This is a genomic window from Pseudomonas sp. CHM02 (genome assembly GCF_000612585.1).
GTDB lineage: Bacteria > Pseudomonadota > Gammaproteobacteria > Pseudomonadales > Pseudomonadaceae > Aquipseudomonas.
The window spans coordinates 45048-65175 of record NZ_JFCA01000021.1 but is presented as its reverse complement, the minus strand read 5'-3'; the positions used below and the strand labels follow the sequence as shown (position 1 = coordinate 65175).

General features: G+C 58.3%; 23 protein-coding genes and 1 tRNA gene. 18 read left to right on the top strand and 6 right to left on the bottom strand.

Features of this window, described 5'->3' with window-relative positions:
* Positions 1-306 (top strand): YkgJ family cysteine cluster protein, encoded by a 306-nt coding sequence (locus BM70_RS0113855; RefSeq protein ID WP_025856557.1) that lies wholly within the window; start codon positions 1-3, stop codon positions 304-306.
* 113 nt (positions 307-419) lie between these two features.
* Here BM70_RS0113855 and BM70_RS0113850 read toward each other — a convergent pair whose 3' ends face one another.
* The 6 genes from BM70_RS0113850 to hemA all read right to left on the bottom strand — a co-directional run bounded on the left by BM70_RS0113850 (position 420) and on the right by hemA (position 5786).
* Positions 420-938: an acyloxyacyl hydrolase gene (locus BM70_RS0113850; protein ID WP_025856556.1), complete on the bottom strand. Its 519-nt coding sequence runs from the start codon at positions 936-938 to the stop codon at positions 420-422.
* A 112-nt stretch (positions 939-1050) separates the two neighbouring features.
* Entirely contained in the window at positions 1051-1845 is a 795-nt protein-coding gene (murI, locus tag BM70_RS0113845; RefSeq protein WP_025856555.1) for a glutamate racemase, read from the bottom strand.
* Complete coding sequence (locus tag BM70_RS0113840; RefSeq protein WP_025856554.1) at positions 1838-2593, bottom strand: molybdopterin-synthase adenylyltransferase MoeB; 756 nt, start codon at positions 2591-2593, stop codon at positions 1838-1840. Before BM70_RS0113840 ends, murI begins: the two co-directional genes overlap by 8 nt.
* The gene (gene prmC, locus BM70_RS0113835) at positions 2587-3417 is read right to left on the bottom strand and encodes a peptide chain release factor N(5)-glutamine methyltransferase (RefSeq protein WP_025856553.1); all 831 of its coding nucleotides are present in this window, start codon (positions 3415-3417) and stop codon (positions 2587-2589) included. Before prmC ends, BM70_RS0113840 begins: the two co-directional genes overlap by 7 nt.
* Entirely contained in the window at positions 3418-4500 is a 1083-nt protein-coding gene (gene prfA, locus BM70_RS0113830; RefSeq protein WP_025856552.1) for a peptide chain release factor 1, read from the bottom strand.
* Positions 4497-5786 carry a glutamyl-tRNA reductase gene (hemA, locus tag BM70_RS0113825; protein WP_025856551.1) on the bottom strand — a complete coding sequence of 430 codons (1290 nt, stop codon included), beginning with the start codon at positions 5784-5786 and terminating at the stop codon, positions 4497-4499. Before hemA ends, prfA begins: the two co-directional genes overlap by 4 nt.
* 230 nt (positions 5787-6016) lie before the next feature.
* Here hemA and BM70_RS0113820 point away from each other — a divergent pair, with 230 nt between their 5' ends.
* The 17 genes from BM70_RS0113820 (at position 6017) to hrpT (ending at position 20118) form a co-directional block, all read left to right on the top strand.
* Positions 6017-7741: a tetratricopeptide repeat protein gene (locus tag BM70_RS0113820; RefSeq protein ID WP_025856550.1), complete on the top strand. Its 1725-nt coding sequence runs from the start codon at positions 6017-6019 to the stop codon at positions 7739-7741.
* 4 nt (positions 7742-7745) lie between these two features.
* The gene (gene lolB, locus BM70_RS0113815) at positions 7746-8363 is read left to right on the top strand and encodes a lipoprotein insertase outer membrane protein LolB (protein WP_025856549.1); all 618 of its coding nucleotides are present in this window, start codon (positions 7746-7748) and stop codon (positions 8361-8363) included.
* A 1-nt stretch (position 8364) separates the two neighbouring features.
* Positions 8365-9216: a 4-(cytidine 5'-diphospho)-2-C-methyl-D-erythritol kinase gene (gene ispE, locus BM70_RS0113810; protein WP_025856548.1), complete on the top strand. Its 852-nt coding sequence runs from the start codon at positions 8365-8367 to the stop codon at positions 9214-9216.
* 37 nt (positions 9217-9253) lie between these two features.
* A tRNA-Gln gene (locus tag BM70_RS0113805) sits at positions 9254-9328 on the top strand.
* 46 nt (positions 9329-9374) lie between these two features.
* Positions 9375-10316, top strand: coding sequence for a ribose-phosphate pyrophosphokinase (locus BM70_RS0113800; protein WP_003208392.1), 942 nt, complete (start codon positions 9375-9377; stop codon positions 10314-10316).
* Between the two features lie 137 nt (positions 10317-10453).
* Positions 10454-11050 (top strand): 50S ribosomal protein L25/general stress protein Ctc, encoded by a 597-nt coding sequence (locus BM70_RS0113795; RefSeq protein WP_025856547.1) that lies wholly within the window; start codon positions 10454-10456, stop codon positions 11048-11050.
* Positions 11051-11217: 167 nt separating this feature from the next.
* Entirely contained in the window at positions 11218-11802 is a 585-nt protein-coding gene (pth, locus tag BM70_RS0113790; protein ID WP_010213318.1) for an aminoacyl-tRNA hydrolase, read from the top strand.
* A gap of 21 nt (positions 11803-11823) precedes the next feature.
* Complete coding sequence (gene ychF, locus BM70_RS0113785; protein WP_025856546.1) at positions 11824-12924, top strand: redox-regulated ATPase YchF; 1101 nt, start codon at positions 11824-11826, stop codon at positions 12922-12924.
* Positions 12925-13332: 408 nt separating this feature from the next.
* Positions 13333-14232 (top strand): sigma 54-interacting transcriptional regulator, encoded by a 900-nt coding sequence (locus BM70_RS0113780; RefSeq protein WP_043274251.1) that lies wholly within the window; start codon positions 13333-13335, stop codon positions 14230-14232.
* 183 nt (positions 14233-14415) lie between these two features.
* On the top strand, positions 14416-14616 hold the full coding sequence (locus BM70_RS33080; RefSeq protein ID WP_155952159.1) for a hypothetical protein: 201 nt from the start codon (positions 14416-14418) through the stop codon (positions 14614-14616).
* A 115-nt stretch (positions 14617-14731) separates the two neighbouring features.
* Positions 14732-15091: an EscI/YscI/HrpB family type III secretion system inner rod protein gene (locus BM70_RS32360; RefSeq protein ID WP_025856544.1), complete on the top strand. Its 360-nt coding sequence runs from the start codon at positions 14732-14734 to the stop codon at positions 15089-15091.
* A gap of 6 nt (positions 15092-15097) precedes the next feature.
* A complete protein-coding gene (sctJ, locus tag BM70_RS0113770) occupies positions 15098-15919 on the top strand; it encodes a type III secretion system inner membrane ring lipoprotein SctJ (protein WP_025856542.1) in 822 nt (273 codons plus the stop codon).
* 151 nt (positions 15920-16070) lie between these two features.
* Positions 16071-16466: a type III secretion protein gene (locus BM70_RS31250; protein ID WP_256220906.1), complete on the top strand. Its 396-nt coding sequence runs from the start codon at positions 16071-16073 to the stop codon at positions 16464-16466.
* Between the two features lie 2 nt (positions 16467-16468).
* Positions 16469-17086 carry a type III secretion system stator protein SctL gene (gene sctL, locus BM70_RS0113765; protein WP_025856541.1) on the top strand — a complete coding sequence of 206 codons (618 nt, stop codon included), beginning with the start codon at positions 16469-16471 and terminating at the stop codon, positions 17084-17086.
* Between the two features lie 448 nt (positions 17087-17534).
* Complete coding sequence (locus BM70_RS33610) at positions 17535-17768, top strand: hypothetical protein (RefSeq protein WP_256220905.1); 234 nt, start codon at positions 17535-17537, stop codon at positions 17766-17768.
* 14 nt (positions 17769-17782) lie between these two features.
* Entirely contained in the window at positions 17783-19918 is a 2136-nt protein-coding gene (sctC, locus tag BM70_RS0113750) for a type III secretion system outer membrane ring subunit SctC (RefSeq protein WP_025856537.1), read from the top strand.
* Complete coding sequence (gene hrpT / locus BM70_RS0113745; protein ID WP_025856536.1) at positions 19915-20118, top strand: HrpT family type III secretion system protein; 204 nt, start codon at positions 19915-19917, stop codon at positions 20116-20118. The genes sctC and hrpT overlap by 4 nt, the downstream gene beginning before the upstream one ends.
* The last annotated feature ends 10 nt before the right edge of the window (positions 20119-20128 follow it).

Sequence of the window (20128 nt, the reverse complement as noted above, 5' to 3'; positions counted from 1 at the left end):
ATGACCAACATCCCCCACACTCAAATCGCCGAACCCGCCGTCACCTGCTCGACATGCGCGGCCTGCTGTTGCCAGCTGGAAGTCATGCTGATCACCGACACGGGCGTGCCGGAGCGCTATATCGACACCGATGACTGGGGCGGCGAAGTGATGCTACGCCTGGACGATGGCTGGTGCGCGGCGCTGGATCGGGACACGATGATGTGCACGATCTACGAGCGACGACCGCTGATTTGCCGGGAGTTCGAGATGGGCGCACCGGAATGCCTGGCCGAGCGCGAAGGGATTGCAACAGCCTATCGCTGATTGAAATAGATGCTGTAGGAGCCGGCTTGCCGGCGATGCAGACACCTTGGTGAATCAGTCACACCGAGGTGATGCTATCGCCGGCAAGCCGGCTCCTACAGTTAGGTGTGTGTTTAGAGCGGCAAGGTGTAGTGCAACGAGTAGCTCTCTACCCCGTCGTTATGGCTGCTGATGCCCGCATTGGAATAATGCGTGGCACGAATGCCCACTTCATGCCCGCCGGCAAAACGCAGGCCGAAGCCCAGGCGGTCTTCGAACTGAAAGGCCTGGCCGATGTTGTTGTCTTCCACTTTGGTGCGAGAGAACACCGCCACACCGACCCCGGCTTCGATGTAAGGCTTGACCGACTCACCGGCAAATTCGTACACGAACACCGGAGAGAACGACAGGCTGCTGACGCTGGCGCGCTTGTCACCGTCCCAATAGGTGTAGGCGCCGCTCCAGTAGCCGGTCAGTCGACCGGTATCGCTCTGCCACCAGCTTTTGTCCCACTCCGATGTCAGACCCAGCCGATAGGTCATGGTCGAATCGCTGGTGCTCCCCACACCCAACTCCAGGCCAGCGGCCTGCGCCGAAACAGAGTGCCCCACTACAGCGGCCGCAATCGCAGCCAAACAGAACAAGCGCTTCATAAGAAACATCCTTTCCGAACGAAGTTATATGGTTTTGTACAGGCTATCTCGCTATAGAAGCTGGCGCGTAATCAGAAGTTCCAGCTGATTACGCTGGAATTTCACGAATTTTTCACGCACCGAAGCTTCGCACAACGCCCGGATATTTCCATAGTGTCGGTAGGATTTTTCTTAGGTGAGGCACATCGCCGCTGGTCCAGAACTGTGCAGGTTCAGGCTTGCCATCGGCCAGCAGGTCGCGCTCGTCCAGCAAACGCTTGAGCTGACGGGCTACGGCGGCGCCAGTGTCGATGAGGATGATGCTGGGGGGCAGCATCTGCGCCAGGAGCGGCTTGAGGAAGGGATAGTGGGTGCAGCCGAGAATGATGGTGTCGCAACCGGCGTTGAGCAGCGGTTCAATGTACCGCTGTAACAACTGGCGCAGGGCCGGGCTGTTCAAGTCACCGCTTTCAATCAGCTCGACCAGGCCCGGGCACGGTTGGGTGATGACCTTCACGTCGGTAGCGAAACGGTCAAGCAAGGCGGCGAACTTGGCGCTTTGCAGCGTACCGGTGGTGGCAAGCACCCCCACCACGCCACTGCGAGTGGCCGCGGCGGCGGGTTTGACGGCGGGCTCCATGCCCACCAGCGGCCAATCGGGAAAATCCAGGCGCAGGTCGGCGGCAGCGGCGACGGTGGCGGTATTGCAGGCAATCACAAAGGCCTTGGCGCCCTGCTCCCGGAAAAACGCCGCCACTCGCCGCGAACGCTCGAGAATAAACGCCGGACTTTTCTCGCCATAGGGGATGTGCCCGCAATCGGCCACGTACAGCAACGATTCATGGGGCAAAAGCTGCTGGATTTCGTCCAGCACGGTCAAGCCGCCGATACCGGAGTCGAATACACCGATCGGCGCGCCCTTAACCATGCGGCGTCCCGCACACGCTGCAACCGGGGTCACGCTTGACGCGCAACTCGCGAAAACGCGTGGTCAAGGCATCGATCAGCAAGAGGCGGCCCACCAAAGGCTCACCAAAACCGGCCAGCAGCTTCAGGGCCTCCAGGGCTTGCAGACTACCGACCAGCCCTACCAGAGGGCCGATCACGCCGGCTTCGCTGCAAGTGAGTTCGGTATCGCTGCCGTGCCCATATAAACAGTGGTAGCACGGGCTGTCGGCGCGACGCGGGTCGAATACCGACAATTGCCCCTCAAGACGAATCGCCGCGCCGCTGATCAATGGCGTGGCGGCCGCCACGCAGGCGGCGTTCACCGCTTCACGGGTGGAGAAGTTGTCGCTGCAATCGAGCACCACGTCCACCGCTTCTACCGCGGCGGCCAGGGAATCGGCATCCAGTGCGCAGCGGTGGGCGATCAGTTTGATGTCGGGGTTGATCGCGGTCAGGCGACGCAGGGCCGAGTCGACCTTGGTCTGCCCGACACTGTCGGTGTCATGGATGATCTGGCGCTGCAGGTTGGTCAGGTCGACCGTGTCGAAATCCGCGACATGCAGCTCGCCCACACCGGCTGCCGCCAGGTACAGCGCGACGGGGGCGCCCAGGCCACCGAGGCCGATGATCAACGCCCGGCTGTTTTTCAGGCGCAATTGGCCGTCGATGTCGACATGCTGCAACAGAATTTGTCGGCTATAGCGCAACAGCTCCTGATCGGTCAGCACGGCCGGCGTCCCAGGGTAATGCGTTCGTGGCCGCCGAGGTCGATACGGCTGTGCACCTCTTCAAAGCCTTCACTCAGCAGCAGGTCGCGCACGGCCGGGGCCTGGTCGTAGCCATGCTCCAGCAGCAGTCGCCCACCGGCATTCAGGTGGGCGGGGGCTTCTTTGATGATCAGCCGCAAGTCGTCCAAGCCATCATGGCCGGCCACCAGTGCGCTGGCCGGCTCAAAGCGCACGTCGCCCGCCACCAGGTGCGGATCGTTATCGGCGATGTACGGCGGGTTGCTGATGATCAGGTCATAGGTATGACCGTGCAGCGCGCTGAACCAATGGCTGTTCAGCACGGTGGCGTTCTTGAGGTGCAGGCGCTGGCGATTGCGCTCGGCCAGGGCCACCGCTTCCAGCACGCGGTCGACCGCGGTGACCTGCCAGGCCGGACGTTCGCTGGCCAGGGCCAAGGCGATGGCGCCACTGCCGGTGCCCAGGTCGAGGACCTTGGCGGGCGTGGCGGGCAACAGTTCCAGGGCAGCCTCCACCAGCAGTTCGGTGTCTGGACGCGGGATCAGCGTATGCGGCGCGACCTCCAGGTCCAGCTTCCAGAAGCCTTGCTGGCCGAGGATATAGGCCACCGGCTCACCGCCACGACGGCGCTGCAAGTAGTCGGCAAACGTCAGCGCATCTTCGCTGCTGACGATCTTCTCGGGCCAGGTGTGCAGGTAGCTGCGGGATTTGCCCAGGGCAGCGGCCAGCAACAATTCGGCATCCAGGCGCGCAGTGGGCGAGTCAGGCAGGTCGGCGGCGCGCAGCAGGCTGGCGATGATGGTCATTTATTCACCTATCGCCGCCAGTTGATCGGCCTGGTATTCGGCGAGCAACGGCTCGATCACTGCTTCAACGCCACCGGCGAGGATCTCGTCCAGGGAATAAAGCGTGAGGTTGACCCGGTGGTCGGTGACCCGGCCCTGGGCAAAGTTATAAGTACGGATGCGTTCGGAGCGGTCGCCCGAGCCCACCAGCAACTTGCGCTCGCTGGCAATCGCATTGGCGGCGGCGCTGGTCTGCTGGTCGTTGAGCTTGGCCGACAGCCAGGACATCGCCCGCGCTCGGTTCTTGTGCTGGGAACGTTCTTCCTGGCACTCCACCACGATGCCCGAGGGCAAGTGGGTGATACGGATCGCCGAGTCGGTCTTGTTGACGTGCTGACCACCGGCGCCCGACGAGCGGTAGGTGTCGACACGCAAGTCGGCCGGGTTGATCTCGATAGCTTCCTGCTCGTCCGGCTCGGGCAACACTGCGACGGTGCACGCCGAGGTGTGGATACGGCCTTGGGACTCGGTCGCGGGCACGCGCTGTACGCGGTGCGCGCCGGACTCGAACTTGAGCTTGCCGTAGACGTTGTCGCCTTCGACCCGCGCGATGACTTCTTTATAGCCGCCGTGCTCGCCTTCATTCTCGGACAGTATCTCGACACGCCAGCCGCGACGCTCGGCATAGCGCGAATACATGCGGAACAGGTCGCCGGAGAAGATTGCGGCCTCGTCACCACCGGTGCCGGCACGGATCTCGAGGAACACGTTGCGCCCGTCATTCGGGTCCTTGGGCAGCAACATGCGCTGCAGGTCACCTTCCAGCTCGGCCAGCTTTTCCTTGGCTTCGCGGACTTCTTCCACGGCCATTTCGCGCATGTCCGGGTCGCTGTCCTTGAGCAGCGCCTGGGCGCCTTCGAGGTCGGCCTGCACTTTAGTCAGGTGCTTGTAGGTCGCCACAATCGGCTCAACTTCGGCGTATTCCTTGGAATACGCACGGAACTTGGTTTGATCGGAAATGACCTCGCTATCGCCGAGCAAGGCGGTCAGTTCTTCGAAACGGTCCTGGAGCACGTCCAGTTTATTGAGCAGTGACGCTTTCATTGCGGTTTTTTATCCGAAGAGCTATCTGACGCGCCCTCACCGAGGGCAAAGAGTTCCTGGGCCATGGCCAGCGCATCGAGGCGGCCTTCGGCGGTAAGCTTTTTCAATTGTACGCTGGGTGCGTGGAGCAACTTGTTGGTGAGGCCACGGGCCAGTTGCATCAGCACCTCCTCGGCGCTGCTGCCGTTGGCCAGCAAGCGCTGGGCCTTGATCAGCTCTTCGTCGCGCAGGCGTTCGCCTTGCTGACGATACGCCTTGAGCACGTCCACCGCCGCCAACTCGCGCAGGCGCACCATGAAATCTTCGGCGCCGGTGCTGACCATTTCCTCGGCGGCCTGGGCAGCGCCCTGGCGGCTCTTGAGGTTTTCGGCGACGACTTCGTGCAGATCGTCGACGCTATAGAGGTAAACGTCGTCCAACTCGCCGACTTCGGGTTCGATATCCCGCGGAACGGCGATGTCCACCATGAAGATGGGTTTGTGCTTGCGCAGTTTCAATGCGCTCTCGACCGCGCCCTTGCCCAGGATCGGCAACTGGCTGGCAGTGGAGCTGATGACGATATCGCTGCGCACCAGTTCGGCCGGGATATCCGCCAGCAGCACGGCGTGCGCGCCGAACTGCTCGGCAAGAATACTGGCGCGCTCCAGGGTACGGTTGGCCACCACGATGCGCTTGACGCCCAGGTCATGCAGGTGGCGGGCGACCAGGGTAATGGTCTCGCCGGCGCCGATCAGCAGGGCCTGGCTGCGTTGCAAATCACTGAAGATCTGTTTCGCCAGGCTGACCGCGGCAAATGCCACGGACACCGGGTTTTCACCAATGGCGGTGTCGGTGCGCACCTGCTTGGCCGAATTGAACGTGGCCTGGAACAGGCGACCCAGCAACGGACCGACGGTGCCGGCCTCACGCGCCACGGCGTAGGCGGACTTCATCTGGCCGAGGATCTGCGGTTCACCCAGCACCAGCGAATCGAGACCGGCCGCCACCCGCATCATGTGACGAACTGCCGCATCCTCTTCGTGCACATAAGCGCTCGCGCGCAGGTCGTCGAGGTTCAAATGGTGGTAATCGGCCAGCCAGCGCAGCACGACATCCGCTGAAAGATGTTCCTGCTCTATATAAAGCTCGCTGCGATTGCAGGTCGAAAGGATCGCAGCTTCGCGACTGTCGGTGAGCCGGCAGAGCTGCTGCAAGGCCTCAACCAACTGCTCTGGCGTAAACGCCACGCGCTCGCGCACGTCTACGGAGGCAGTCTTGTGGTTAATACCGAGTGCGAGGAAGGCCATTCAATATCGCTGATGATGTCGGGAAGCCGACAATTGTCCTACTTCGAAAGATTCAGAACAACCACCGTCGTCTATTGTCCCTATACCTTGTGCCTATAAATGGCATCCGCGCAGGAGCGAGCTTGCTCCTACACGGGGGAGCAATAAGCGTATTACGGGTGCCCCGGTTATGTTTGGCCGAAGGCTTGTGTCATGATGATCCGACCGCAGGTTAGTCGTCCTCTTCCTATATGAATAGATCTTCCGCGTTGCTCCTTGCTTTTGTCTTCCTCAGCGGCTGCCAGGCCATGGCACCCGTGTCGCCGGACGGTACGCCGCCGGTGGAAGACAGCACCCCCGCCCCTGAAAAACCCAAGGTTTATTCCTCGTTCAGTGAAGAAACGGTGTACAGCCTGCTGACCGCGGAGCTGGCCGGCCAACGCAATCGCTTCGACATTGCGCTGGATAACTACGTGACCCAGGCCATCAACACTCAGGATCCGGGGATTTCCGAGCGGGCCTTCCGTATCGCCGAATACCTGGGCGCCGACCAGGCTGCGCTGGACACGTCGCTGATCTGGGCGAAAAACGCCCCGGACGACCTGGAAGCACAACGGGCGGCCGCCATTCAACTGGCGCGTGCCGGGCGTTATGACGACTCCATGGTCTATATGGAGAAAGTCCTGCAGGGCAAGGGCGACACCCATTTCGACTTCCTCGCGCTGTCGGCTGCCGACACCGACCAGGACACCCGCAACGGCCTGATGAAGAGTTTCGACCGCCTGCTGCAAAAGCATCCGAAAAACAGCCAATTGGTGTTCGGCAAGGCACTGCTGTTGCAACAGGACGACGAAGCCGACGCCGCGCTGAAGCTGCTGGAGCAGAACCCGCCGGAAGAAGGCGAGATCGCCCCGATCCTGTTGCGCGCACGCTTGCTGCAGAACCTCAATCGCGGCAAGGAAGCAATTCCGCTGCTGGAAAAAAGCATCAAGAAATACCCGGATGACAAGCGCCTGCGCCTGACTTACGCCCGCATGCTGGTGGAACAGGACCGCATGGAGGACGCCAAGGTGCAGTTCGCCAATCTCGTCCAGCAATACCCGGACGACGACGAGCTGCGTTATTCCCTGGCGCTGGTGTGCCTGGAAGCCAAGGCCTGGGACGAGGCCAAAGGCTATCTGGAAGAACTGATCCAGCGTGAAAGCCATGTGGACTCGGCGCACCTGAACCTCGGCCGTATTGCCGAGGAACGCAACGACCCGCAGGCTGCGCTGCTCGAATACGCCCAGGTCGGCCCCGGCAACGACTACCTGCCGGCCCAATTGCGCCAGGCCGACATCCTGATGAGCAACGGTCGTACCGACGAGGCGGAGAAACGCCTGGCCGCTGCGCGGGATGCCGAACCGGACTATGCGATCCAGCTGTACCTGATCCAGGCCGAAACCCTGTCGGCCAACAATCAGGGCGAGCGTGCGTGGAAACTACTGCAACAAGCCCTGCTGCAATTCCCCGACGATCTGAACCTGCTGTACACCCGCGCCATGCAGGCGGAAAAACGCAATGACCTGGCGCAGATGGAAAAAGACCTGCGCCTGATCATCAAGCGCGACCCGGACAATGCCATGGCCCTCAACGCCCTGGGTTATACCCTGTCCGACCGCACCACGCGCTACGCCGAAGCCAAGGAGCTGATCGAACAAGCTCACAAGCTCAACCCGGAAGACCCGGCCGTACTCGACAGCCTCGGCTGGGTGAACTACCGCCTGGGCAACCTGGACGAAGCCGAACGCTTGCTGCGCCAGGCACTGGAGCGCTTCCCGGACCAGGAAGTCGCCGCTCACCTGGGCGAAGTGCTGTGGGCCAACGGCAAGCAGCGCGAAGCACGCCAGATCTGGGAAAAATTCCTCAAGGAACAACCCGAAAGCCCCATCCTGCGCGGCACCATCAAGCGCCTGACCGGATCCGAGACCCTTTAAGCTTATGTTCTTGCGCCACATTGTCGTTTTCAGTTTCATCGCCCTGCTCGCCGGTTGCGCGGGCTTCGGTGCCCGTGAATCCGTTGAGGGTCAGGGCAACCCGGCGCAATGGAAGCAGCACAAGGATCAGCTCAGTAGCATCGATGGCTGGCAGATCGAAGGCAAAGTCGGTGTACGTGCGCCGAAAGACTCTGGCAGCGGCACCTTGTTCTGGCTGCAACGCCAGGATTACTACGACATTCGCCTCTCCGGCCCGCTCGGTCGCGGCGCAGCCCGCCTGACCGGCCGTCCGGGTCAAGTCAGCCTCGAAGTGGCCAACCAGGGTCGCTATGAAGCGACTTCGCCAGAAGCCCTGCTGGAAGAGCAGATTGGCTGGAAGCTGCCGGTGTCTCACCTGGTCTGGTGGGTACGCGGCCTGCCCGCGCCTGACAGCAAGAGCCGTCTGGGCCTGAACGGCGACAGCCGTCTGGCCACACTGGAGCAGGATGGCTGGCAGGTCGAATATTTGAGCTACGTGGAACAAAGCGGTTATTGGCTGCCTGAGCGCATCAAGCTGCATGGCACTGACCTTGACGTCACGCTGGTGATCAAGGACTGGCAACCGCGCAAGCTGGGGCAATAACGTGTCCGTACAAACATTGACCCTGCCCTCCCCGGCCAAACTCAATCTGATGCTGCACATCCTGGGTCGCCGTGAAGACGGCTATCACGAGTTGCAGACGCTGTTTCAATTTCTCGACTACGGCGATGAGCTGACGTTCGCCGTGCGCGACGATGGCGTCATCCAGTTGCACACCGAATTCGAAGGTGTGCCTCATGACAGCAACCTGATCGTGAAAGCGGCGAAAAAACTCCAGGAACAATCCGGCTGCCGGCTCGGCATCGATATCTGGATCGACAAGATCCTGCCCATGGGCGGCGGTATCGGCGGTGGCAGCTCGAATGCCGCGACAACTTTGCTGGGTCTGAACCACTTGTGGCAACTGGGCTGGGACCACGATCGCCTGGCGGCGCTGGGCCTGACGCTGGGCGCGGACGTCCCGGTTTTCGTGCGTGGGCATGCGGCTTTCGCCGAGGGTGTGGGCGAGAAACTCACCCCGGAATACCCCGAAGAGCCGTGGTATGTCGTGCTTGTTCCGCAAGTATCTGTAAGTACAGCAGAAATTTTTTCAGATCCACTGTTGACACGTAACTCTCCTCCCATTAAAGTGCGCCCCGTTCCCAAGGGAAACAGTCGAAATGACTGCTTACCGGTTGTAGCAAGGCGTTATCCAGAGGTACGTAACGCTTTGAATTTGTTAGGTAAATTTACCGAAGCAAAATTAACCGGCACTGGAAGTTGTGTGTTTGGGGGCTTCCCAAGCAAAGCTGAAGCTGATAAAGTCTCGGCCCTTCTTACAGAGACCCTTACAGGGTTTGTAGCAAAGGGAAGCAACGTTTCGATGTTGCATCGCAAGCTGCAAAGTCTGCTCTAAAAGGAACCGAGTGTTAGGCACTCGTTGCAACAGATACAGGGGCGTCGCCAAGCGGTAAGGCAGCAGGTTTTGATCCTGCCATGCGTTGGTTCGAATCCAGCCGCCCCTGCCATTTTCCTATACTCATCCAGGTTACCCTCAGCCTCTAGGTACTGCGCGTGTCCAAGATGATGGTCTTTACGGGGAACGCTAACCCCGATCTGGCTCGACGTGTCGTACGTCAGCTGCATATCCCTCTCGGTGACATCTCTGTCGGTAAATTCTCCGACGGCGAAATTACAGCCGAGATCAATGAAAACGTCCGCGGTAAAGACGTCTTCATTATTCAGCCGACTTGCGCTCCGACCAACGATAACCTGATGGAACTCGTCGTGATGGCTGATGCCTTCCGCCGCTCCTCAGCGACTCGAATCACAGCTGTAATCCCTTACTTTGGTTATGCCCGTCAGGATCGCCGTCCGCGTTCCGCACGTGTGGCCATCAGCGCGAAAGTCGTTGCTGACATGCTGACCGTGGTAGGTATCGACCGTGTTCTCACGGTTGACCTGCACGCTGACCAAATCCAGGGGTTCTTCGATATTCCGGTAGATAACATCTACGGCTCCCCAGTATTGGTGGATGACATCGAAGACCAGCGCTTTGAAAACCTGATGATCGTGTCCCCGGACATTGGTGGCGTCGTGCGTGCACGGGCTGTTGCCAAATCCCTGGGCGTGGACCTCGGGATCATCGACAAACGCCGCGAGAAAGCCAATCACTCTGAAGTGATGCATATCATCGGTGATGTCGAAGGGCGTACCTGTATTCTGGTCGATGACATGGTCGACACCGCCGGCACCCTGTGCCACGCGGCGAAAGCCTTGAAAGAGCACGGTGCAGCAAAAGTCTTCGCCTACTGCACACACCCTGTGCTGTCTGGCCGAGCGATCGAGAACATCGAAAATTCCATGCTGGACGAACTGGTGGTGACCAACACCATTCCGTTGTCCGCTGCTGCTCAAGCCTGTTCGCGTATCCGTCAACTGGATATCGCACCGGTTGTTGCCGAGGCGGTTCGCCGCATCAGCAATGAAGAATCGATCAGCGCGATGTTCCGTTAAGGGTCAAACCTTCGGTACATCTCACTGACGAAAAGCGCCCCGCCCCGACATTCTGTTGGGGCGGGGCTTTTTTGCCCATGTCGAGTCTGGCGCTGGTCGCAAACGCCGCTCGATGATGGCTATTTTGGAGATACAAAATGACTGACTTTACTCTGAACGCCCAAGCGCGTACTGACCTGGGGAAAGGTGCGAGCCGCCGCCTGCGTCACGCCGCCAACATCCCAGCCGTTGTATACGGTGGTAACAAGCCTGCTGAATCCGTGACCATCCTGGCCAAGGAAATCGCCAAGCTGTTCGAAAACGAAGCTGCCTACAGCCACGTTATCGAGCTGAACGTCGACGGCGCCAAGCAGAACGTCATCGTTAAAGCGATGCAACGTCACCCGTCCAAGCAGTTCATCATGCACGCTGACTTCGTTCGCGTTGTGGCTGGCCAGAAGCTGACCGCTATCGTCCCTGTGCACTTCGTCGGTGAAGAAGCACCGATCAAGAAAGGCGGCGAGATTTCTCACGTTGTGAACGAAATCGAAGTGACCTGCCTGCCGAAAGACCTGCCTGAGTTCATCGAAGTCGACCTGTCGGCTGCTGAAGTTGGCGCCATCATCCACCTGTCCGACCTCAAAGCGCCTAAAGGCGTTGAGTTTGTCGCACTGGCTCACGGTGATGACAAAGCTGTTGCCAACGTTCACGCTCCACGCGTTGCTCCAGAAGCTGAAGAAGGCGCTGCAGAGTAATTCACTCTGTATTGCCGGAGCTTGAGGAAACATCGCGGACCGAAACGTAGCGAGAAAGCGGGCGATAACGCGGCGTTTACTCTTGAGTAAATGATGTAGTGTTGTCCACTTTCGCCGCACCCAGGTCTGGCGATCTTATCCACAACTCCAAAGGAAGGGCCCCTGTCGTGACTGCCATTAAACTGATCGTTGGCCTGGGAAATCCAGGCGCCGAATACGAACAGACCCGGCATAACGCGGGGGCCCTTTTTGTTGAGCGCATCGCCCACGCCCAAGGTGTGAACCTGGTGGCCGATCGCAAATATTTTGGCCTGACCGGGCGCTTCTCGCACCAGGGTCAGGATGTTCGTCTGCTGATTCCCACCACCTACATGAACCGCAGCGGCCAGGCTGTCGCGGCGCTTGCGGGCTTCTTCCGGATCAAACCCGAGGAAATCCTGGTGGCCCATGACGAACTGGACCTGCCACCCGGTGTTGCCAAGCTCAAGCTGGGCGGCGGGCATGGCGGGCACAACGGCCTGCGCGACATCATCGCGCAGTTGGGCAATCAGAATAATTTCTACCGTCTGCGGCTCGGCATTGGCCACCCAGGCGTTGCCAGTATGGTTTCAAATTTCGTCCTGGGTCGTGCGCCACGCGCCGAACAGGAAAAACTCGATGCCAGCATCGACTTTGCCCTCGGCGTGCTGCCGGATATCTTCGCCGGTGAATGGAACCGCGCGATGAAAAACCTGCACAGCCAGAAGGCCTGACTCTTACCGAGGGGAAACACCATGGGATTCAATTGCGGCATCGTCGGCCTGCCCAACGTCGGCAAATCCACCCTGTTCAACGCCCTGACCAAGTCCGGTATTGCAGCGGAGAACTTCCCCTTCTGCACCATCGAGCCCAACAGCGGCATCGTGCCTATGCCCGATCCGCGCTTGGAGGCTCTGGCGGCCATCGTCAATCCCAAGCGCATCCTGCCGACCACCATGGAATTCGTCGACATCGCAGGCCTGGTTGCCGGCGCATCGAAAGGCGAAGGCCTGGGCAACAAGTTCCTGGCCAACATTCGTGAGACCGATGCCATCGCCCACGTGGTCCGCTGCTTTGAAGACGAGAACGTGATTCACGTCTCCAACAGCGTCGACCCGAAGCGCGACATCGAGATCATTGACCTGGAACTGATCTTCGCCGACCTCGACAGCTGCGAGAAGCAACTGCAGAAAGTCGCACGCAACGCGAAAGGCGGCGACAAGGACGCCGTGGTCCAGAAAGGCCTGCTGGAGCAATTGATCGCGCACTTCACCGAAGGCAAGCCTGCTCGCAGCCTGATGAAGAACATGGGCGCTGACGAAAAGGCCGTGATCAAAGGCTTCCACCTGCTGACCACCAAACCTGTGATGTACATCGCCAACGTCGCCGAAGATGGTTTCGAGAACAACCCGCTGCTCGACGTGGTCAAGGCCATCGCCGACGAAGAAGGCGCTATCGTTGTTCCGGTGTGCAACAAGATCGAAGCCGAAATCGCCGAACTCGATGACGGCGAAGAAAAGGACATGTTCCTCGAGGCCCTGGGCCTGGAAGAGCCTGGCCTGAATCGCGTGATCCGCGCCGGTTACGAGATGCTCAACCTGCAGACCTACTTCACCGCGGGTGTCGAAGAAGTCCGCGCCTGGACCGTCAAGGTCGGCGCCACCGCGCCACAGGCCGCTGGCGTGATCCACACCGACTTCGAAAAAGGCTTTATCCGCGCCGAAGTGATCGCCTACAACGACTTCATCCAGTACAAGGGTGAAGCCGGTACCAAGGAAGCGGGCAAATGGCGCCTGGAAGGCAAGGATTACATCGTTAAAGATGGCGATGTGATGCACTTCCGTTTCAACGTGTAAGCGTTACCTGCGGTTTACGCTGTAAATAAAAAGCCGATGCATTGCATCGGCTTTTTTGTGCGCGCTTGATTCTCATCGAATGTCGGACATTGAAATAACCTGATAGGTCCTCTCATGTGGGAACCTCATGAGCAAGACTGCTTTACATATATACCCAAAAAGCCGCCCCATTAAAGTTATTCCCTGCAATATTAAGACTTCTCTTACATAACACGGCCAAGTTTACTCATTTAAATTCAAACCCAATGACTAATTACCACTCACACTTTTAAAGTTACCTGATGCCCTGACAAGATCATGACAATATAAAAAAATCCTGTTTAACTGAACGCACAGGGAATAGCCCTTTAAAAAGCGGCCAACGCACTGGAGCAAAATACTGTGTCAACGCTCAGCCAGAACAGGCTTATGACAGATATAACTTTTTCTGATTGCCCGAGCATCGAAGCGACTGTAAACAACACGGCCCCCCTCGATATAGATATTCTCCTGCTGGGAGAAACAGGTACCGGTAAAGATACGCTGGCACAGCGTATACACCACCTGTCCCGGCGCAAAGGAAACTTCGTTGCAATCAACTGTGCCGCCATTCCGGAAAGCCTCGCCGAGAGCCAGTTGTTCGGCGTAAACACTGGCGCCTATACGGGCGCCATGCAATCCCGGGCCGGATTCGTTGAAGCGGCCCATCTGGGTACCTTGTACCTCGATGAGATCGATAGCATGCCGCTGACGCTGCAAGCCAAGCTGTTACGCGTTTTGGAGTCCCGTGGGGTGGAGCGTTTAGGCTCCACCCGATTCATACCGGTAGACATGCGCGTGATCGCGTCTGCCCAGCACGCCCTGCACGAGATGGTCGAGCAGGGCACCTTCCGACGTGACCTCTACTTTCGCCTGAATGTCGTCAGCATTCACCTCCCGGCCTTGCGGGATCGGCGAGAGCGAATCATCCCGATGTTCCTAGACATGATTGAGCAGGAGGCTGGTCATTTCAAACTCCCCACCCCGCCGCCGCCCAACAAGCAGTTGTTACAACAGTTGCTGTGTCACTCATGGAAGGGCAATGTCCGCGAATTACGCTCCACAGCGAAGCGCTTTGTATTGGGACTGCCACCGCTTTCAGCGACAGTGATAACCCGTCAGGAAATGGAAATGAGCCTGAAGGCTCGTCTGCATCAGATGGAAAAGTCGCTGATCGAGGAGTCTCTACGTCAGAACAGCCACTGCGTTGATAGCGTGGCCGTGGAACTGGGTGTCGCCAAAAGAACGCTCTATCACCGAATGAAACACCTGGGCGTGTCACTGAACTGAGTGATGGCCACAGAGGCACGCCAGAAGTAAACAGTTACATTTCTTGAAGCGTCGTATTCAGAAATGCATGGAACGTATAAATCTCTTGAACCACATAAATGATGGAACGGCAGTACTGTTGTGCGAAATTTTCTCAATGTATTGCCGAACCCAGTAAATTGACATTATCCACGGAGAAACAATATGACTATTCCTAGCGGATCATCCTACTCACCTTATTCCGGCGGTTTCGGCAGCGGCAGCATGTCTGCTCAAGATGCTGACGCCGGTTTGGAAGCTTCGGAAGCAAAGAAGCGTGCAGACGGCGTAAAAAACGCATTTAAAGCTGCAGAGAACGCCAATACCAGCGGTATCAAGAGCGCCGTTGACGCTCTGCGTTTGTAATCATCTTAAAGCGTACTGGCCTTTCCGACATACGCTGTCGGGAAGGTCATTCGAACAAGCACTTCTATTACCAGACATACACACTGAAACTTCAATAACTCGGTGGTAGGGCGACATGATGATAAACGTTTTAAATACGACCGAACTCAAGATTCCCGGCACCTCTCAAATAGATGGCGTATCCGTTTCAAACACCGATGTAAACTTTTTCAACGCCATGATGCCCCCGTCACTGCAGCCTGGTACAACCCACCCTGCGCACTCACAGAACCTGTTATCCGAGGCAGCAAGCACGCTGAACTCCATGACCAACCGCATGACGAAAAGCCTGCGCGCGTTGGGCAGCAGTGACAAATATGAAGAGGCTCGAAAATACCCGGAGCAACTCTCTCAGGCGGTGTTGCTTCAACACATGTTGACGAAGTGTGTCGGTAAAGCCGCTCAAGGCATCGATAAGATCAGCAACCTCCAGTAGGTAAAAATGACCCGCACGTTGCTTACCGTAGTAACGCTTTCTCTCACCCTCATGCTGAGTGCCTGCAGTGAACGTGTCGAGTTGCATCGGCAGTTAACAGAACAAGAGGCCAATGAGGTTGTAGCAGAGTTGGCAGACAAACATATTCGCGCCACTAAGGTTCCTGCTAAAGATGGCGTTATCGTCGTAGTCAACGCCACCGATATTGCGCGCGCCGTACGAACGCTGGAGGCTGTAGGACTACCTCGGGCAGCACGCGCCACGCTGGGTGGCACCTTTCGCAAGGAAGGCGTGATCTCAACGCCACTGGAAGAAAGAGCGCGCTACATCTACGCATTGTCCCAGGAACTGGAAACAACCTTATCGAATATCGACGGCGTCATCGTCGCCCGGGTACATGTGGTACTGCCCGAGCGCGTTGCTCCAGGCGAACCCGTACAGCCAGCCTCCGCGTCGGTGTTCATCAAGCATGACCCGAGGCTCGACCCCGACAACATCAGGGCACGTGTGCGCAGGATGGTTGCCAGCAGCATCCCAGGCATGGCCGCAGCGTTCGATAACCCGCAAAAATTGACCGTCGTATTCGTGCCTGCAACGGCTTATCTGGAGCAACAACGCTTGGCTTACTTCGGGCCGTTTCTGGTGCCTGGGGATGACCTGGCTTTCTGGCGAACCAGTGTGACGGTTTCGCTGCTCGCCTTGGTACTTATGGTGTCGGCAGGCATCTTCTGGCTAAAGCAAAAGCAACGGGTCATGCAGGCATCTGCCCTACGCGCCCAAGCGCATACGCCTTCTCCTGGCGGGCCTGCTCATTCAAGCAATGAGTAATCTTTCATGGGTCCAGTGGTGGGCAGCCCCCTGGTTGTATGCACATGAGGACTGGAAAAGCCCGACTATCCACGCAGCACTTGTAGAACTTCATCGCAGCGGGCAGGTAGCCGTCGGGCCCCATTACGGCATTGCCCCCTGCCTGCCTCCCATGCCTGACCCCGCATTACTTCAACTGGCAATTGCTTCAGCGGACCAACTTGACCTGGCGGTCGCACTGATTGATGGCATCTGCCGTCCTGCCTATGCGGCAGCATTGGATGAGCACCATCACCAGTGGTGCAACAGCCTGTCCAAGGCCCTGCCCCTTGATATCGTGCAGCCTGATAACGACCCGTTGCTGTTACTACGCGCCTGGGTCCCCCCTGCCACCTGGCAAAGGATCAGGCTGCGCTTTCCTCGACGACGCGTGCTTGAGCTGGAAGAAAGGCCACTGCCGCTCAACGGCTCGCACAGCCGCCTCGATACCCTCTGGCATGCGGTGGTGTGGCGTATGGGTGCGAGCGGCACCAGTAGCGCTCTCGGCCCACCGGAGCATGGAGATTAACGATGTTATGTCGACGCACAATCAACTCGCCTGGAGGAAAGCCGGCCCTGTCGGGTAGCCTGATCTCCTGCGAAACCCTGGCAAGTTACACCCAGGCCGATGACGTGGTGGAACAGGCAAAAGCGGGTGCCGAACAGTTACTGAGGGAGGCAAACAAGCAACGTGAAGACATGCTTGAAAAAGCGGGCCTGGAAATATGGCAACGTGCCGATGCCCAGCTCAAACGCTGGGAAGCCGACCGCCAAGCCTTGTGTGACAACCTCGAACGATACGCCACTGCAATTGCCAACCAGACTATTTACCTTTTGCTTGAAGAAACGCCTGCCCCCCGACGTATTTCAGCCCTGATCAAGCAACTGCTGGGATGCCATGTTCCTGCCATCAAGGCCACACTGGTTTGCAATCCCTATGAACTTGAAACGGTGAGGCAATACCTTGAAAGCTGCAGGTGTCATCACTGGACGTTGCGCGCGGAAAACACGCTTGAACCCCAGACGCTCATCTTGAATACCGAAGAGGGCGATTTCCGTATTGACTGGATCTCCATGGTTAACGCGCTCATGAAAAACGCTGACAGCCCTGCGGTAAAAGACGGCTGGAGCACATTTCATGAAATATAAAACCACTGCGCATGGAACCATTTCGAAATAAAAGCCAAGAAGGGGTACACACCTACGAAGGCACCCCACATGAATTTTTTCGATGGCCTTAAAGACAGGCTTCTTAGAGACGCAACACTCGTTAAACGGGAAGTCGACCAGGCCCTGGAGAATTACTCAGGGTCAGAGGAGGACGCGAATCAGTTTTACGAACTTCTCATGCAACACCGTAAATCCGAATACCTGGTCAATGAGCAAACCCGAGTCAACTTCATGCTTATGAAGTCTGGCCTGGACAGCGCCCAGTAAATTGAAAACGTTACTTGCCGAGTGCCTGAAAAGTCGCACCGGGGTATTCAGGTTTTTCGAGAACGATGACGAAGTGGTATTGCGTCACGGTCCAAACACCCTGTGGCTAAGCGTCCAACTGACCCAACACCCCCCGAATGAATCAATGCTGAGGAGCTGGATGCGACTCGGAGCGGTCAGCCTGGCTCACTTTCAGGGTGCTCTCGCCCAGTCCCCAGCCGGTGGTGAACTCTGGCTGATTCATTGCGTGCATAACCCACGCGACGAGCAGCAGCTGCAGCGCTGTATCGAGTCCCTGCTCAACCAACGCGATACCTGGCGCGCCACCGTGGCGCGCCTGAATAAGACGGCACATCGGCTCAAACCTACCTCGCTACGTTCGTTGTTGCACTAAACAGGGAAACACCTATGCATAACAAGATCTACAAGCGCAGCAGCTTGCGCGTTAACCCGCCTGTAGCTTCATCCCGGCGGGCCGACTGGCGATGCCTGATCGCACTCGCCTGTTTGCTGGCGCCCGTGCATGACGCCCTTGCTGCCATTCCACCCGAATGGAAAAATACCGCCTACGCCTATGAGGCCGAGCACAAACCGCTACGTGAAGTGCTCGAAGACTTCGCCCAGACCTTTGGCACGCAACTGCAAATCGAGGGCCTGCTGGAGGGCGACGTCAACGGCAAGATCCGCGCGAACACCCCACAATCACTGCTGGACAGACTAGGCGTCGAGCACCGTTTTCAGTGGTACCTCTACAACAATACCCTTTACATCAGCACGTTGGATCAGCAGGAGTCCGCGCGACTGGAGGTTTCTTCAGAGACGATCTCCGACCTCAAACAGGCCCTGACCGATATCGGGCTGCTTGATAGCCGTTTCGGCTGGGGCGAGTTGCCGGAAGATGGGGTCGTACTCGTCTCCGGTCCCAAGCGCTATATCGAACAAATCAAGCAGTTCAGCAGCCAACGCCGCTCGCCGGATGAAAAACAGAGCGTGTTGAGTTACCCATTGAAGTTCGCCAATGCGGCAGACCGCCAGGTGGACTACCGAGGCGAAAAGCTCAACGTTCCCGGTGTCGCCAGCATTTTACGCGGACTGCTGGAACCACGTGCCACCTCTACGCTCACAGGACTGAACCCGCGGCCAACCTCTCAACCAACCCCTCTCACGCCAACTCTGCCACGGTTGGGCAACCCGCTGCTGGGCCAAATGCTCGGTACAACTGGCAGCACAGCGCACGTAGATACCGCGCCTGCAGTGACGCCACGCGCATCGGTATCCGCCAGCCGGATCCGTGTCGAAGCCGATGTGCGCAATAACGCCGTACTGATCTATGACCTGCCGGAACGCCAGGCCATGTACCGCGAACTGATCACCCAACTCGACGTCGCGCGAAAATTGATCGAAATCGATGCAATCATTCTGGATATCGAGCGTACGCATTTGCGCGAATTCGGGGTGAACTGGGGCTTCCAGAACAGCCGTTTCCGGGGCGGCGTCAACATGGCACCCGGCACCTCGTCGCAGTTGTCGATTGAAAACCGTGATCGTTTCTACGCCGATATCCGTGCGCTGGAAGCCAAGGGGCTGGCGACCATGGTCTCGAACCCCTCGGTGCTCACCCTGGAAAACCAACCGGCGGTGATCGATTTCAACCGCACTCAATACCTCACCCCCGGCAGGGAAAACGCAACCATTTTGCCCGTCACCGTGGGCACCAGTTTTCAGGTGGTCCCCAGGGTGACCACAAGCCGCGGCGGTCACCAGATTCATTTGGCTGTGGATATTGAGGATGGCAATTTCGACGAGACCAATCCTGACCCCAATCACCTGGATGTACGCCGGGGCAAGGTCAGCACCCAAGCCGTAATGGCGGAAAAACGCTCGCTGGTGGTCGGCGGCTTCCATGTCACGGAAAGCACCGACAAGCAAAGAAAGATTCCCCTGCTGGGTGATATTCCGCTGTTGGGCAAGGCGCTGTTTTCCTCGACAGAGCGCCAGAACAATCGACGCGAACGCCTGTTTATCCTCACACCCCGTGTCATCGGGGACCAGGAAGACCCGTCACGCTACTTGCCGCAAGCCGACCAGGCCGAGTTGCAAGCCGCCCTCACACCGCTGGCCAGGCGGACTTCCCCCCATGAGCCGGTGATAAAACGCAGTGACATCATTGGCACCCTGGCGCGCCTGGTCAGTGGCGAGGTGCCAAAATCGTTCACCTCGGCGCCGATGCCTCTGGGCCTGAACACCTTGTGCAGCACCCGTGACTTGCTGGCGCTGAATACCGACCGCAGCCAGTGGTACGCAGGCCCCAATTACAACGTAGCAGTCGTGGTGTTGCGCAACCAGTTCAAGCGCAACGTACGTATCGACGAGAAAGAGTGCAGCAACTCGCAAACCCTGGCGGTCACCGTGTGGCCGCGCGCCTGGCTCAAGCCAGGCGAAGAAGCCGAGGTGTTTATCGCCATGCGTCCGGTGGTGAAGAATGAACACCTCAGTGTGCCCCGCCCCTCCTTGATCACTCCAGCCCGGAAGGCCACGCCATGAAACCTCGTTTGTTGTGCGTCACCCTGATCTTCGCAGCCTTGCATCTCACCGGTTGTACACCCACCTGCAAAGGTGATTCGTGCTCACGCCCACAATCTTCCCAGGACAAGATGGTGATCTGGTGGCCGCCGCAAATGCGCGTTGAACCTGGCCCCGCCGGCGAGCGGGCGGATTACCAGACGGTATCGCTGGAGCGGTGAAGTACCAGGC